The organism is Janthinobacterium sp. P210006 (assembly GCF_036231885.1).
Lineage (GTDB): Bacteria > Pseudomonadota > Gammaproteobacteria > Burkholderiales > Burkholderiaceae_D > Janthinobacterium > Janthinobacterium violaceinigrum.
In genome coordinates this window covers 1,559,186-1,574,056 of the sequence record NZ_JAZARD010000001.1, presented here as the reverse complement: position 1 = coordinate 1,574,056, position 14,871 = coordinate 1,559,186, and the positions used below count along the sequence as shown (strand labels likewise).

Below are 14,871 nucleotides of genomic sequence, written 5' to 3'. Positions count from 1 at the left end.
GCCCCGTTAGCGTGCGATCGTGCTGGTACGCTTGATCTTGTTCTGCAACTGCATGATGCCGTACAACAAGGCTTCAGCGGTCGGAGGACAGCCAGGCACATACACGTCGACGGGCACGATGCGGTCGCAGCCGCGCACCACAGAGTAGGAGTAATGGTAATACCCGCCGCCATTGGCGCAGGAACCCATCGAGATGACCCAGCGTGGCTCTGCCATCTGGTCGTAGACCTTGCGCAGGGCCGGCGCCATCTTGTTGCACAGGGTGCCGGCAACGATCATGACGTCGGACTGACGCGGCGACGGACGAAACACGACGCCGAAACGGTCCATATCGTAGCGGGCTGCGCCCACATGCATCATTTCGACCGCACAGCAGGCCAGACCGAACGTCATCGGGAACATAGACCCGGTGCGCGCCCAGTTGATCAGCTTGTCGGCCGAGGTGGTGATGAAACCTTCGCTTAATACGCCTTCAATAGCCATGGCTTATTCCCAGTCAAGGGCACCTTTCTTCCAAATGTACCAAAATCCGACCACGAATTCAGCGATGAACACCATCATCGTGACGAAACCGGCCCAGCCCAGGTCGCGCATTGCAACGCCCCATGGGAAAAAGAATGCCGTTTCCAGATCGAACAAAATAAACAGGATTGCGACCAGATAGTAGCGCACATCAAATTTCATGCGCGCGTCTTCGAATGCTTCAAAGCCACATTCGTACGGGGAGAGTTTTGCTGCGTCAGGCTTGTTAGGGCCTAACAGGCGCCCCAGGAGCTGGGGAGCGATACCGACACCAAGGCCGATAATAATGAACAGCAGGACGGGGAAGTAATTTTCGAGGTTCACGATTGATGAGCTTATATTGAACGATCGGTTAAATGAGGACGCTGCGATCATTTGCAGCGTATCTAACGCACGACCCCAATCAAAGCTAAGACCAGGATCGAACGACACATCCTCGTAAAAAAAGCCAGCAACTTTGTACGAGCCATGGCTCGTGCGCCGTTGCTGGCTTCTGATTTCTGGTGCCGACGACGAGACTCGAACTCGTACAGCTTTCGCCACTACCCCCTCAAGATAGCGTGTCTACCAATTTCACCACGTCGGCGGTAAGGCCCGTATTCTACTCTGCTTTGCCGCTAAAGTTAATGCACAAATGCATCAAAACACAGATAAAAACGATAAATTTTTACATCTTCCAGCGCGCCACGATTTTTTCCTGCCGCACTGCTAAAACATTGAGCAATAATCTGCCCGTAATGAGAATTACTCTCGATGAGGTATCGAGTAACTACCCGGCGACTAGCCGATTACTTCGGAATCGCGCCGGCCGGGGTGCTGGCAACCGGAGCTGCCGCTGCCGGAGCGCTGGCAGCCGGAGCTGCTGCTGGCACCGTCGTCGGGATGGCGCCTGCGCCGGTCACCGGCACTGGCTTGACGACTTTATCCATCACGCCGCCGCCCACCGTGGTGGCGCGCTGATTGGCCATCAGCGACAGGGCCAGGGTGGCACCGAAGAAGATCGCGGCGGCAACGCCCGTCGACTTCGACATAAAGTTCGACGAACCCGTCGCACCGAACAGGCTGCCCGATGCGCCCGAACCGAAGGCGGCACCCATGTCGGCGCCCTTGCCGTGCTGCAGCAACACCAGCGCGATAATCGACAATGCCGAAATAACCTGTACTACCACTACCAGATTGAACATCATGTTCATTGCAATTCCATTCTTAGTTTAAAGTAATTCAATCAGCGGCGTGAATAATCGCCAGGAAATCCGCCGCCTTCAATGCTGCTCCACCGATCAGACCGCCATCGATATCCGGCATCGCCATCAATTCTTTTGCGTTCTCTGGCTTCATGCTGCCGCCGTACAGGATCTGCACGCCGGCCGCCGCTACCGCATTCTTTACCACCAGCTGGCCGCGCAACTCCTGATGCACGTCCTGCGCCATTTGCGGCGTCGCTGTCTTGCCCGTGCCGATGGCCCAGACCGGCTCGTAGGCCAGCACCAGTTTCGCCACGTCGTCGCCGCCGATGGCTGCCAGCACGGCACCCAGCTGCTGCGCCACTACGGCATTGGTCTGGCCCGCTTCGCGCTGCGCCAGCGTCTCGCCGATGCAGACGATGGGCGTGATGCCCGCCGCCAGCGCGGCAACCGTCTTGGCCGCCACTTGCGCATCGCTCTCGCCATGGTAGGCGCGGCGCTCGGAATGCCCGATCACCACATAGCTGCAGCCAAAATCCTGCAGCATGGCGGCCGAGATTTCTCCCGTGTAGGCGCCGCTGGCGTGCGCGGACACATCCTGCGCGCCCCAGCCCAGAGCCGAGCCTGCCAATTGCGCCTGGCACTGCGCCAGATACGGCGCGGGCACGCAGACGGCGCTGGCGGCGCCAGAGGCAGCCAGGCCAGCAACTATTTCAGACAATAACACCGCGTTCGAGGTGCGACTGCCGTTCATTTTCCAATTTCCGACGACGAGTTTGCGACGCATAGTAGCCTAAATTCTAATAACCCGTCATTCTAACTCCGGCACCGATGCCGGTCAAACAGGCAGTGCCCCGTTTCAGGCAACTTGCAACATGATCTTGCCCACGTGCGTGCTCGCCTCCATCAAGGCATGCGCCTCGTTGGCTTTTTCCAAAGGGAAAGTTTTGTAGATCACGGGCTTGATCTTGCCCGCTTCGATCAGGGGCCAGACGGTCGTGCGCAGATGGTTGGCGATGGCGGCCTTGAAGGCGACGGAACGGGGACGCAAGGTGGAACCCGTCACCGTCAGGCGACGGCGTAGCAAGCTACCCAGGTCCAGCTCCGCCTTGGTGCCGCCCTGCACGGCGATCAGGCCGATGCGGCCATCGTCGGCCAGGCAATCGATTTCGCGCGGCAGGTAATCGCCGCCCACCATGTCGAGGATGACGTCGACGCCGCGGCCGCCAGTCAGTTCCTTGACGACGGCCACGAAATCTTCCGTGCGGTAATTGATGCCCCGTTCGGCGCCCAGCGCTTCGCAGGCACGCGCCTTGTCGTCGCTGCCCGCCGTGGCGAACACGCGGTGACCGAGCGCGGCCGCCAGCTGGATGGCCGCCACGCCGATGCCGGACGTGCCGCCCTGCACCAGCAGGGTTTCGCCATCGGCCAGCGCGCAGCGGTCGAAGACATTGCTCCACACGGTAAAGAAGTTTTCCGGCAGGGACGCGCCCTCCAGCGCCGTCAAGCCTTTCGGCAAGGGCAGGCACTGGCCGGCAGGCGCGGCGCAGTATTCGGCATAGCCGCCGCCTTGCACCAGCGCGCAGACCAGGTCGCCCTTGCTGAATCCGGTGTTAGTAAAGTCGCCATCGACGACTTCGCCCGCCACTTCCAGGCCCGGCAAGTCGGACGCGCCGGCGGGCGGCGCGTACTTGCCCAGGCGCTGCAGCACGTCGGGACGGTTGATGCCGGCCGCGTGCACCTTGATCAGCAATTCGCCTGCCTTGAAGGCGGGAACGGGATGCTCGGCGATCTGCAGAACGTCGGCGGGACCTGGCTGGCTGATGGCAACTGCACGCATGGCGGGACTCTTTCTAGGCAAAACGGCGATTGTACGCCAAGCCGCCCAGCCTTGCAGGCCCCCTCTCGAGGAGCCTTCCCGACGTCATCGCCCCCCCCCTTAGCCGGCGCCCGTCTTCGACTGACGCGGCAAGGGCGTGCCCGGCTTCCATTTCGCCGACAGGGCCTGCCCCTCCTCGACTTGCTCGGGCGTCATCTTGCGCACCACGGCGGCGCGCTGGTCGGCCGCATTCGCATTGCCATTTGCCGCCGCCAGGTTCCACAGCATGTAGGCGATGACGTTGTCCTGCTGCACGCCACCCATGTGATAGCGGTACATCAGGCCCAGCACCTGCTGCGCCTCTGCATGATTTTGCTCGGCCGCCTTGCGGAACCAGCCCACGGCTTGCTTGTGGTCCTGCAGCACGGCATTGCCCGTGTAATACATGGCGCCCACCACATACTGGGCGTCGGCCTTGCCCTGGTCGGCCGCCTTGCGGTGCCAGAACATGGCTTGCTTGTAATCCTGCGGCAAGCCCCGGCCCATGTAATACATCAGGCCCAGCAAATGCTGGGCGTCGGCGTTGCCGGTCTTAGCAAGGGGCAATATTTCCTTGTAGGCTAGCGCGTAATTCTTGTTGTTGTAGGCGCTGGCGCCCTCGACAAAGCCCGCCCGCGCGGGTAGCTGTATGACGCACAGCATGAGTAATGTAATGATCAGTTTTTTCATCGGAATGGGAAGAGGTCTGACTGTACTGTTATCGGAACACGCCTTGCGGCATGCACGGACATCCTTATTTCCAGCTCACTTTGCCCAGGCCCTCGACGCTGACATCGCGGTTGGCCGGCTTGCCGTACACCACCACCGAACCGAGTCCGCTCAGGTTCAGCTTGGCATTCGTATGGGCATTCACCGTGGCATTACCGAGGCCGCTCAATTCCAGGTTGACGGCATCGGCTTCGAATTGCTGCGCATTGAGGCTGCCCAGCCCCCCCAGGCTGGCCTTCAACAGGCGCCCGCGTCCGCCCAGCACCACCGAGCCGGCGCCCTGCAAGTCCAGTTCCGCACGCTCATTGTTGCCGATCCAGATCTGCATGCTGCCCACGCCGCCCAGGCTGGCATTGAGCTTGCGGTAGTCGCCCACCAGCTTGATGCTGCCCGCCCCTTCCAGCGACAGGGTCAGTTCCTCGCCCTTGAAGCCCGTGATGTCCGTGCTGCCAAAGCCTTCCGAGCTCAGCTCGCGCAAGTTCGGCAAGACCAGGTCGGCGCGTATCGACGAAGGGCCGATCTTGATGCCGCGTACTTCCGTTTCGATATGCAGGGTGTCGCCGCTTTGCGCCGTGCTGACATCGGCGATGTAGCGCTTGTCGGCCGTGATGCTCAGCGAAGGCACGTTGCCCTGGCGAATGCGCACTTCCATCACGCCATCGAGCTTGACGCGCACCACGCGGGCGTCGATGTTGCGCATTTCCAGCAGGCGGGTCTCGGCGGCCGCGCCGCGCACCAGGCCCAGTGTCGCCAGGAACAGCAGCGCCAGTTGCAGTGTCTTTTTCATGTAGTGCATCCTCGGTATCTTGTTTTTATGTGTCGTGGCGTCCTCGCGGGACGTCCGCGCATTGCCACTGGTCAACACTGTAGCAGCGCAGAAAACTGCTGACAATCGATTACGCGAAACGGGCTTTTTCGGCGGCGCTCAGGCGCTTGGCCTTGACTACCACCACTTGCATGGCAGCTTTGCCCAGCGGTGCGGCCAGGGTGGCCGTGGTGCTGGCCACTTGCAGGGCCGGGGCGGCCGGGGCGATGGCGTAGCAGCTGGCGCTGACCAGGATGGCGGCGGCAACGGCGATGACTTCCATGTTTTTAGCGACGTTCATTTGAATCTCCTCGGGTGTCTGGCAGTGGGCTTGCGGTATGGTGTCACTATAGCCATACCGGCCCCGGCAGACACGCCGATTGCGACGAACTGCGTTTTTGGCAGGCTGGCCTGACAAAAACGCGGATAAACGTCGATTTGCAGCTGCGCGCTTACAGGCGCTTAAAACTCTTCCCACTCGTCGGCGCCGGACTTGGCCGCCTTGACAGGCCTGGCCGGCGGCAGCACGCGGGCCGGCGCACGCGGCGCTGGCGCAGCCGGCTTGACCTTGAGGCGCGTCACGGGCGCGGGCGCCGCGGCAGGGCCCGCATCACCGAGGCGGAACATGCCGACGGCCTGCGCCAGGTCCACCGCCTGCTCCTGCAAGCTTTCCGCGGCGGCCGCCGCCTGCTCGACGAGGGCGGCATTTTGCTGCGTCATGGTATCCATGTGCGTGACGGCCGTATTGATCTCGCCGATGCCGGCGCTCTGTTCGCGGCTGGCCACCGTGATCTCGCTCATGATGGCCGTCAATTGCTGCACCGACGCCACCACCTGGTCCATGGTCTGGCCCGCCTCATCGACGAGCCTGCCGCCGGCGCCCACCTTCTCCACCGAGTCGCCGATCAATTCCTTGATTTCCTTGGCGGCCTGGCTCGAACGTTGCGCCAGGTTGCGCACTTCGGATGCCACCACGGCAAAGCCCCTGCCCTGTTCGCCCGCGCGCGCCGCCTCGACGGCCGCGTTCAAGGCCAGGATATTCGTCTGGAAGGCGATGCCGTCGATCACGCCGATGATGTCGACGATCTTGCGCGAGCTTTCCTGGATGCCCGCCATGGTGCCCACCACCTGCTGCACCACGCGGCCGCCCTTGGCCGCCACTTCCGAGGCGGACACGGCCAGCTCGTTGGCCGCATGCGCGTTTTCCGCATTCTGCTTGACGGTCGAGGTCAGTTCATCCATCGAACTGGCCGTTTCTTCCAACGCCCCCGCCTGCGCTTCCGTGCGCGAAGACAGGTCGGCGTTGCCGGCGGCAATGTCGGCCGACTCGCTGCGCACGAGGGTGCTGATGCTGCGGATCTGCACCAGCACGGTGGCGATCTTTTCCACGAACAAATTGAACGCCTGGGCGATCTGCGCCAGTTCATCTGCGCCTTCCGCGTCGAGGCGGCTGGTCAGGTCGCCGTCGCCCGTGGCGATCGCTTCCATCGCATCGCGCACCAGTCCCAGGCGGCGCAGGGCGCGCGCCACCAGCGCGCTCAATACGGTGGCTGCCAGGGCCAGCACCAGCAAGGCCGTCAGGGCCGAGGCGCGCAGCATGGAGCTCAGCGCCTGCGTCGCTTCCGAACGGTCGAGCACGGTAGCCAGCAGCCAGTCGCTGCCCGGCACCTTACTTACATGCAAGATGCCGTCGCGTTCGCCCAGGCGGATGGCGGCGCCATCGCCGCTCTTTTCGATATCGGCAAGCGCCTGCGCGCTCAAGCCCGGGTCCAGCTCGGCCAGCGGCTTCAGGGTCAGCTTGCCGTCCGGGTGGGCGATGATCTTGCCGCCGCCATCGACGAGGAAGGCGTAGCTGGCCGCCGTCGGCTTGATCGAGGCGACGTTCTGCACCACCGCATCCATCATCACGTCGGCCGCCAGCACGCCCGTCACGCTGCCCTTGCCGCCCAGCGGCTCGGCAAACGTCACCACCAGCTTGCCCGTGCTGGCGCCGATGTACGGCGCCGTGATGACGGGGCCGCCAGCTTCGGACGCCAGCTTGTACCAGGGACGCGCCGTGGGATCGTAGTCGGCGGCGCGCTGGCGCTCCTGCGAAAAGACGGCGTGCTTGTCGGCAAAGCCGATATACGCCATGTCAAACGTGCCGGCCTGCTCGGCCGCCTTCAGGGCCGGCAGCGGATCGGCCGCCGTGGCGCCCTGCTTGAGCGAGCCCACGACGGCTTGCTTGGAACGCAGCCACTCGGCAATCGCTTGCGCGTGGCTGTGCGACAGCTGCAGCATCTGCGTGTCGAGCGCGGCCAGGGTGCTGGAGCGCGTGGTATAAAAATTGGCGATGGCGACGGCCAGCATGGCCAGCACGACGATGGAAACGGCAATGGCGATCAGCCGCGCCTTAAGAGAGGACAACATGGTGCATCCAATAAAAAAGAGAAAATCGGGAGGGATGCGCCATGGTCGATGAATAAGATTTTGTCGTCAAGCAATACTAACTCTCAATTACCCATAAACAACAATTGATACCATATATTAATCATATCTCGCCGCGCAGCTTGCGCAGGGCCGCCGATTCGCCGCCCGTCGCCGCGATGCGGAAACGGGCAAATGCCTGTTCCAGCTCGGGGAAACGGCGCAAGCCGCCTTCCGTAAAATAAGGCCCGCCGGGGATGTCGCCCCAGGCTACGGGGGCGGTCAAGGCGCCGGCAGCGGCCTGTGCCAGCAGCGGCGCCAGCGCGCTGCGCAGGTCAGCCACTTCCCCATCGGCAGGCGCCAGGCGCGCCAGCAACTGTTCCAGTTCGGCGGCAAGGGCTTGCAAGCGCAGCTGGTCCATCATCTCTCCTCAGTTCTTGATCGTGCCGATCAGCACGGGGGTCGACCACAAGTTGCGGTTCGGCAGCAAGTATTGTTGCGCCCCGCCCCTGCGCCGCACCAGGCCGCCCAGCTCCTGCGTGGGCGCCACCTGGCTGACGAAGACGTTCACCGTACCCTTGGGCATGATCTGGTACACATCATACAGCGGCGCCTCGCTCTTCAAGGGCAAGCCGAAACAGTCGGCCAGGCTGGCGCACTGGCCCGAGGCCAGCTGCAGCTGCGCGCTGGTGGTGAAGTACGGCGAATACGGCGACACGCTCTGCCCATGCGGCACGATTTTCACCAGCGCGGCCGACATGGCTTGCACGTCGGGCAAGGTGCTGCCGGAAGCGAGCTGCTCGACCGCCCGCGCGTATATCGTCTCGGCCGGGGCGGCAGGATCGGCCGCGCGCAATTCGCGCAGGAACTGCTGCCCTGCCGTGCTGTCCAGGTAGGGGTCGATGGCTGCGCGCTGCAAGCCCGCCGTCTTGAAAGTGCTGAGGTCATTGATTTCGCGCGCATGCACGGCGCGCAAGGCGTCGATATCCTGCGCCGGCATGGCCGTGGACGCGGCGGCAATGGGGATGGGCAGCGGCACCGGCGTGGGCGCGTTGTCCAGCTGTGCCCGGACACCGGGCGCGACGGCAAGCAGAAAGGCGGCGGCCAGCCCGCATAGTGTACGCATGCTGCATCTCCTTGGAAGACTCGTTCAGGGGAAGATCCCATCCCGAATCTACAAGGCGCAAACCGCGCCAACGCGAGCTGCATCAAGGCCGGCGCAGACTGGTGCGCTGGCCAGCCTTCGCCTTCGATGCAGCGCAAACGCCGCGCATAAAAAAACCGCCAGGGCTTGCGCGCCGGCGGTTTTTGAGCATGCGGCCGAAGCCGCATTTAGCCTAACTTAAGCGGCTGGCGCTTCGTTGCCTTCTGCAGCTTTCATCGACAGTTTCAGACGGCCGCGGTCGTCCGTTTCCAGCACTTTTACGCGGACCAGCTGGCCTTCTTTCAGGTAGTCGGCCACGGCGTTGACGCGCTCGTTGGCGATCTGGCTGATGTGCAGCAAGCCATCCTTGCCTGGCATGACTTGCACGATGGCGCCGAAGTCCAGCAGTTTCAGCACGGTGCCTTCGTAGGTCTTGCCCACTTCGACGGAAGCGGTCAGTTCTTCGATGCGGCGCTTGGCTTCCTGGCCGGCAGCAGCATCGACGGAAGCGATGGTGACCACGCCTTCGTCGCTGATGTCGATCTGGGTGCCCGTCTCTTCGGTCAGCGCGCGGATCACGGCGCCGCCCTTGCCGATCACGTCACGGATTTTTTCCGGGTTGATCTTGATGGTGATCAGACGCGGTGCGAAATCGGACAGTTCGGTTTTGACGTGCGGCATGGCTTTTTGCATTTCGCCCAGGATGTGCTCGCGGCCTTCCTTGGCTTGCGCCAGTGCCACTTGCATGATTTCCTTGGTGATGCCCATGATCTTGATGTCCATCTGCAGCGCCGTGATACCGTTGCGGGTACCGGCTACCTTGAAGTCCATGTCGCCCAGGTGATCTTCGTCGCCCAGAATGTCGGACAGCACGGCAAACTTGCCGCCTTCCTTGATCAGGCCCATGGCGATACCGGCCACGTGTTCTTTCATCGGCACGCCGGCGTCCATCAGTGCCAGGCAGCCGCCGCACACCGATGCCATCGACGAGGAACCGTTCGATTCCGTGATTTCCGATACCAGGCGCACCGAGTAGCTGAACTCCTCAGCGGCTGGCAGGGCGGCGATCAGCGCGCGCTTGGCCAGACGGCCGTGGCCGATTTCGCGGCGTTTTGGCGTACCGACACGGCCCGTTTCGCCGGTGGCGAACGGAGGCATGTTGTAATGCAGCATGAACGAATCGGTGAACTCGCCCATCAGCGCGTCGATCTTCTGGCTGTCGCGGGCGGTGCCCAGGGTGGCAACGACCAGCGCTTGCGTTTCGCCGCGCGTGAACAGGGCCGAACCGTGGGTGCGTGGCAGCACGCTGGTGCGGATCGAGATCGGACGCACGGTGCGCGTGTCGCGGCCGTCGATGCGTGGCTCGCCGTCCAGGATTTGCGTACGCACGATTTTCGCTTCGATATCGAACAGGATGTTGTTCACTTCGGCGCTGTCGATCGCTGCGCCGCCGGCAGCAGCCGCTTCAGCGCTCAGGTCGGCGATCACTTCCGACGTCGCTGCTTTCAGCTTGGCCGTACGCTCTTGCTTATCCTTGGTTTGATACGCATCGTTGATCTTGGCGTTGGCGAAATGCGCGACGCGGGCGATCAGTGCTTCGTTTTTCGGCGCAGGCGCCCATTCCACTTCCGGCTTGCCGCCGTCACGCACCAGGTCGTGAATCGCGTCGATGACGACTTTCATCTGGTCGTGGCCGAAGACCACGGCGCCCAGCATGATTTCTTCGGACAGCTGCTGCGCTTCCGATTCGACCATCAGCACGGCCGTTTCGGTACCGGCGACAACCAGGTCCATTTGCGACGTTTTCAGTTGCTGGACGGTCGGGTTCAGGATGTACTGGCCATTGGCGTAACCGACGCGCGCAGCGCCGATCGGGCCGTTGAAAGGCACGCCCGATACGCACAGGGCAGCCGATGCGCCGATCATGGCGGCGATGTCCGGATCGATTTCAGGGTTGACCGACAGCACGTGAATGATGACTTGCACTTCATTCAGGTAGCCTTCCGGGAACAGCGGACGGATAGGACGGTCGATCAGACGGGAAGTCAGTGTTTCTTTTTCGGAAGGACGGCCTTCGCGCTTGAAAAAACCGCCCGGGATTTTACCGGCAGCATAGGTTTTCTCGACATAATCAACCGTCAAAGGGAAGAAATCCTGGCCTGGCTTGGCATCTTTGCGTGCCACCACCGTTGCCAGAACGACGGTATCTTCGATCGACACCAGCACTGCGCCGGATGCCTGACGTGCGATTTCGCCGGTTTCCAGGGTCACTTGATGTTGACCGTACTGGAAGGTTTTCGTAACTTTGTTAAACATGGGGTATCCCTTTTCTAATTGCCGACAGATTTTCAGGGGCTGTCGTTCACCTCACCACAGGCGGCGTAAAAATGCTGCCTTTACTTGTTACCACCTTTGCTACATTGCTGCTAAAACATGATATCGGTAAGAGAATACTTCACTTACGGATATAAATCCGGAATTCAAATGACAAAATGCCCGCGTCAGCGAACTGGCGCAGGCATTTCTGTATAAACCTTGTACGGCAAAAATTACTTGCGCAGACCAAGTTTAGCGATCAGGTCGCGATAACGGGTAGCGTCTTTAGCCTTCAGGTAGGACAACAGGCTCTTACGACGGTTGACCATCATGATCAGGCCGCGGCGGGAGTGGTGATCTTTCGAGTGGGCTTTGAAGTGGCCGTTCAGTTCGTTGATGCGAGCTGTCAGCAATGCAACTTGCACTTCAGGGGAGCCGGTGTCGTTTTGACCACGTGCGTTGTCCGCGATGATAGCGGCTTTGTTGATGTTTTCTACTGTCATGATAAACCTTTCACATGCGGTGCACAGAGTCTGAACCCTATCCACCGTGAACTACGATTATTAAAATACTGGCCGATGCTTCCAACCAGACGCGCAAGTATATCGGAAAAATGCCCGCCTGTATCCTGCCGTGCGCGCTTTTCTCGGTGCATGATAGGGTTTTCCTGCATTTCAGGAGGTCAAACATGAAAAAGCTGCTCAAATTAGCAACACCGCTGCTGCTCGCCGCGCTGGCCGGCTGCGCCAGCTGGAACGCCCCGCCGCCGCAGGCGGGCGAACCGCGCGCCGCCGTGGAAGCGCGCCTGGGCCGGCCGACCAGCATCTACCAGCTGCCCACGGGGCTGGAACTGGAATACGCGACGGGACCGTACGGCCAGTACACCTACATGGCCCGCTTCGGTCCCGACGACAAGTTAATTTCCTACGAGCAAGTGCTCGACACGCCGGGCTTTGCCCGCATCAAGGTGGGCGTATCGACCCAGCAGGACGTGCTGCACACCTTGGGCCGCCCGACGGAAAAATCCTACCTGCCGCTGCCCAAGCTCTACGTCTGGTCCTACCGCTACAAGGAATCGGGCGTGTGGGATTCCATGATGCATGTGCACTTCGACCACGACGGCATCGTGCGCATGATGATGAACGGGCCCGACCCGGACAAGGAAGAGCGGCGTTTCTTCTGGTAAAACATTACCGGCGTAACGACGCCTGATAAAACCGTAGAGAGCGGCAGTGATTTGTGGCCGAGAAGCGCAGCCGTGCTGAAGCACGATGAGCATCGCCGGCCGCAAGGCGCGACGCGCAGTAGGTTTGATCAGGGCTGCGGGTCGATACGCTCATCCTTGGCGTGCAACTTGTTCAGCGCCGACAGATACGCCTTGGCCGAGGCGACGATGATGTCCGGATCGGCGCCCACGCCGTTGACGATGCGTCCGTCGCGCGACAAGCGCATCGTTACTTCGCCCTGCGACTGCGTGCCCGTGCTGATGGCATTGACGGAGAATAAGACCAGTTCCGCCCCGCTGGCGGCCGCGCTTTCGATGGCGTTGACGGTGGCGTCGACGGGGCCGTCGCCCTGCCCTTCGCAGCTGAGCTGCTTGCCGCCGACGAGAAATTCCACGCGGGCGCGGGGCACGGCGCCCGTCGTCGACTGCTGCGTCAGCGAAATAAAACGGTAGTGCTCGCTCTCCTGCGCCTGCTGTTCCTCGCTGACGAGGGCCATGATGTCTTCATCGAAGATGTCGGATTTCCGGTCCGCCAACTCCTTGAAGCGGATGAAGGCCGCGTTGATGTCCGCTTCCGATTCCAGCGCGATGCCCAGCTCGTGCAGCCGCTGCTTGAAGGCATTGCGGCCCGACAATTTGCCCAGCACGATCTTGTTGGCCGTCCAGCCCACGTCTTCGGCGCGCATGATTTCATACGTTTCGCGCGCCTTCAAGATGCCATCCTGGTGGATGCCGGAAGCGTGCGCAAAGGCGTTCGCGCCCACGACGGCCTTGTTCGGCTGCACGGCAAAGCCCGTGATCTGCGACACCATCTTGGATGCCGCCACGATTTGCGTCGTATCGATGCCCACCGTCAGGTTGTAATAGGCGGCGCGCGTGCGCAGCGCCATCACCACCTCTTCCAGCGCCGTATTGCCGGCCCGCTCGCCCAGGCCATTGACCGTGCATTCGATCTGGCGCGCGCCGCCGATCATGACGCCGGCCAGCGAATTGGCCACGGCCAGGCCCAGGTCGTTGTGACAATGAACAGACCAGATGGCTTTATCGGAATTCGGTATGCGTTCGCGCAGGCGCTTGATGGTATTGCCGAAGATTTCAGGCACGGCGTAACCCACCGTGTCGGGGAAATTGATGGTGGTGGCGCCCTCGGCAATCACGCCTTCCAGCACGCGGCACAGGAAATCCTCGTCGGAGCGGCTGCCGTCTTCGGGGCTGAATTCGATGTCGTCCGTGAATTGGCGGGCAAAGCGCACGGCGTTCTGCGCCTGCAGCAAGACTTCCTCGGGCGTCATGCGCAGCTTCATCTGCATGTGCAGGGGCGAGGTGGCAATAAAGGTGTGAATACGCTTGCGCTCGGCTGGCGCCAGCGCTTCGGCGGCGCGGGCGATGTCGCGGTCGTTGGCGCGCGACAGCGAACAGATGGTCGACTCGCGCACGGCGCCCGCGATTGCCCGTATCGACTCGAAATCACCCTGCGAGGCAGCGGCGAAGCCCGCTTCGATCACATCGACCTTCATGCGTTCGAGCTGCTTGGCGATGCGCAGCTTTTCCTCGCGCGTCATGGAAGCGCCCGGCGATTGCTCGCCGTCGCGCAAGGTGGTATCAAAAATGATGAGTCGGTTGCTGGTGCTCATGGCTGCTCCTGGCTGGCTGAAGACTGGCGGCGCTACCGACTCGGCGCATCAATGCTCGGGGTCGGTCTGGATGATGCTGACGGGCTTGCCCTTCGCCATGCGCCAGAAAAACACGGCGTAGCCGGACAGGCCATAGGCGACGAAAATCGGGAACAGCACTTTCGGCGGGTCGATGGAAATGAGCGCAAAGAACAATGCCAGCAGGAATACCACGATGAAGGGCACGGACTTGCGGAAATTCACATCCTTGAAACTGTAGAACGGCACGTTGGTGACCATGGTCAGGCCGGCGAACAGGGCGATCGTCCACGACACCCAGGCCAGCTGGTTGCCGGCAAATTCCAGGTCGTTCATCAGCAGGATGAAGCCGGCCACCATGGCCGCTGCCGCCGGACTGGGCAAGCCCTGGAAGAAGCGCTTGTCGACCACCTGGATGTTCGTGTTGAAGCGGGCCAGGCGCAGGGCGGCGCCGGCGCAATACACGAAGGCAGCCAGCCAGCCCAGCTTGCCCATGCCGCGCAGCGACCACTCATAGATCACCAGCGCCGGGGCGGCGCCAAACGACACCATGTCGGACAGGCTGTCGTACTGGGCGCCGAATTCGCTCTGCGTATTCGTCAGGCGCGCGATGCGGCCGTCGAGGCCATCGAGGATCATGGCGATGAAGATGGCCCAGGCCGCGTGTTCGAATTTCTGGTTCATGGCCATGACGATGGCGTAGAAGCCGCAAAACAGGGCTGCCGTCGTGAAGGCATTCGGCAACAGGTAGATGCCGCGGCGGCGCAAGGTTTTCTTGCCAGTGCCATCGGTCACCGGCTGGCGCACGAATTTGCTGAAGCGGGACGCTTTGGATGCTGCGGGGGTGCCGTTCTTGCCTCTACGACGGGGGAAGTTTGCCATGTTGTTCCATATCTTGTGTACTGCCGGGGATTCGGTGCCAGATGACGGGCGCACGGCCATTACACCATGCGCCTGCCGATGTTGCCATTATAGAGGAGCCGCCGCCAAAGAAAAGCGCGGCGGAGCAAACCTGGCAACATTGAAGGCC

General features: G+C 61.9%; 16 protein-coding genes and 1 tRNA gene. 1 reads left to right on the top strand and 16 read right to left on the bottom strand.

Features of this window, described 5'->3' with window-relative positions; translation table 11 throughout:
- Window positions 1-6: 6 nt before the first annotated feature.
- From VPH41_RS07055 to rpsO, 14 genes are all read right to left on the bottom strand, one after another.
- On the bottom strand, window positions 7-483 hold the full coding sequence (locus VPH41_RS07055) for a NuoB/complex I 20 kDa subunit family protein (protein WP_010399733.1): 477 nt from the start codon (window positions 481-483) through the stop codon (window positions 7-9).
- Window positions 484-486: 3 nt separating this feature from the next.
- Window positions 487-846 carry an NADH-quinone oxidoreductase subunit A gene (locus tag VPH41_RS07050; RefSeq protein WP_010399734.1) on the bottom strand — a complete coding sequence of 120 codons (360 nt, stop codon included), beginning with the start codon at window positions 844-846 and terminating at the stop codon, window positions 487-489.
- Between the two features lie 177 nt (window positions 847-1,023).
- A tRNA-Leu gene (locus VPH41_RS07045) sits at window positions 1,024-1,108 on the bottom strand.
- 202 nt (window positions 1,109-1,310) lie between these two features.
- Complete coding sequence (secG, locus tag VPH41_RS07040; RefSeq protein WP_034749996.1) at window positions 1,311-1,715, bottom strand: preprotein translocase subunit SecG; 405 nt, start codon at window positions 1,713-1,715, stop codon at window positions 1,311-1,313.
- 28 nt (window positions 1,716-1,743) lie between these two features.
- Window positions 1,744-2,493: a triose-phosphate isomerase gene (gene tpiA, locus VPH41_RS07035; RefSeq protein WP_328569412.1), complete on the bottom strand. Its 750-nt coding sequence runs from the start codon at window positions 2,491-2,493 to the stop codon at window positions 1,744-1,746.
- 72 nt (window positions 2,494-2,565) lie between these two features.
- Window positions 2,566-3,546 (bottom strand): NAD(P)H-quinone oxidoreductase, encoded by a 981-nt coding sequence (locus tag VPH41_RS07030; RefSeq protein ID WP_328569411.1) that lies wholly within the window; start codon window positions 3,544-3,546, stop codon window positions 2,566-2,568.
- A 99-nt stretch (window positions 3,547-3,645) separates the two neighbouring features.
- Window positions 3,646-4,254, bottom strand: coding sequence for a tetratricopeptide repeat protein (locus VPH41_RS07025; protein ID WP_328569410.1), 609 nt, complete (start codon window positions 4,252-4,254; stop codon window positions 3,646-3,648).
- 64 nt (window positions 4,255-4,318) lie between these two features.
- Window positions 4,319-5,080 carry a GIN domain-containing protein gene (locus VPH41_RS07020; RefSeq protein WP_152283152.1) on the bottom strand — a complete coding sequence of 254 codons (762 nt, stop codon included), beginning with the start codon at window positions 5,078-5,080 and terminating at the stop codon, window positions 4,319-4,321.
- A 109-nt stretch (window positions 5,081-5,189) separates the two neighbouring features.
- On the bottom strand, window positions 5,190-5,399 hold the full coding sequence (locus VPH41_RS07015) for a hypothetical protein (RefSeq protein ID WP_328569409.1): 210 nt from the start codon (window positions 5,397-5,399) through the stop codon (window positions 5,190-5,192).
- Between the two features lie 161 nt (window positions 5,400-5,560).
- Window positions 5,561-7,507: a methyl-accepting chemotaxis protein gene (locus tag VPH41_RS07010; RefSeq protein ID WP_328569408.1), complete on the bottom strand. Its 1,947-nt coding sequence runs from the start codon at window positions 7,505-7,507 to the stop codon at window positions 5,561-5,563.
- A gap of 121 nt (window positions 7,508-7,628) precedes the next feature.
- Window positions 7,629-7,928 (bottom strand): hypothetical protein, encoded by a 300-nt coding sequence (locus VPH41_RS07005; RefSeq protein ID WP_328569407.1) that lies wholly within the window; start codon window positions 7,926-7,928, stop codon window positions 7,629-7,631.
- 6 nt (window positions 7,929-7,934) lie between these two features.
- The gene (locus VPH41_RS07000) at window positions 7,935-8,630 is read right to left on the bottom strand and encodes a hypothetical protein (protein ID WP_328569406.1); all 696 of its coding nucleotides are present in this window, start codon (window positions 8,628-8,630) and stop codon (window positions 7,935-7,937) included.
- 216 nt (window positions 8,631-8,846) lie between these two features.
- Window positions 8,847-10,964, bottom strand: a complete 2,118-nt coding sequence (gene pnp, locus VPH41_RS06995) for a polyribonucleotide nucleotidyltransferase (protein WP_152283148.1) — start codon at window positions 10,962-10,964, stop codon at window positions 8,847-8,849.
- A gap of 233 nt (window positions 10,965-11,197) precedes the next feature.
- The gene (gene rpsO, locus VPH41_RS06990; RefSeq protein ID WP_010399743.1) at window positions 11,198-11,467 is read right to left on the bottom strand and encodes a 30S ribosomal protein S15; all 270 of its coding nucleotides are present in this window, start codon (window positions 11,465-11,467) and stop codon (window positions 11,198-11,200) included.
- A gap of 185 nt (window positions 11,468-11,652) precedes the next feature.
- Between rpsO and bamE the strand changes: the two genes are divergently transcribed.
- On the top strand, window positions 11,653-12,150 hold the full coding sequence (bamE, locus tag VPH41_RS06985) for an outer membrane protein assembly factor BamE domain-containing protein (protein WP_328569405.1): 498 nt from the start codon (window positions 11,653-11,655) through the stop codon (window positions 12,148-12,150).
- Between the two features lie 128 nt (window positions 12,151-12,278).
- Here the strand turns inward: bamE and VPH41_RS06980 are convergent, their stop codons facing one another.
- Both VPH41_RS06980 and pssA read right to left on the bottom strand, forming a co-directional pair.
- The gene (locus VPH41_RS06980; protein WP_328569404.1) at window positions 12,279-13,823 is read right to left on the bottom strand and encodes a 2-isopropylmalate synthase; all 1,545 of its coding nucleotides are present in this window, start codon (window positions 13,821-13,823) and stop codon (window positions 12,279-12,281) included.
- Window positions 13,824-13,871: 48 nt separating this feature from the next.
- Window positions 13,872-14,723 carry a CDP-diacylglycerol--serine O-phosphatidyltransferase gene (pssA, locus tag VPH41_RS06975; protein ID WP_152283145.1) on the bottom strand — a complete coding sequence of 284 codons (852 nt, stop codon included), beginning with the start codon at window positions 14,721-14,723 and terminating at the stop codon, window positions 13,872-13,874.
- Between the last annotated feature and the right edge of the window lie 148 nt (window positions 14,724-14,871).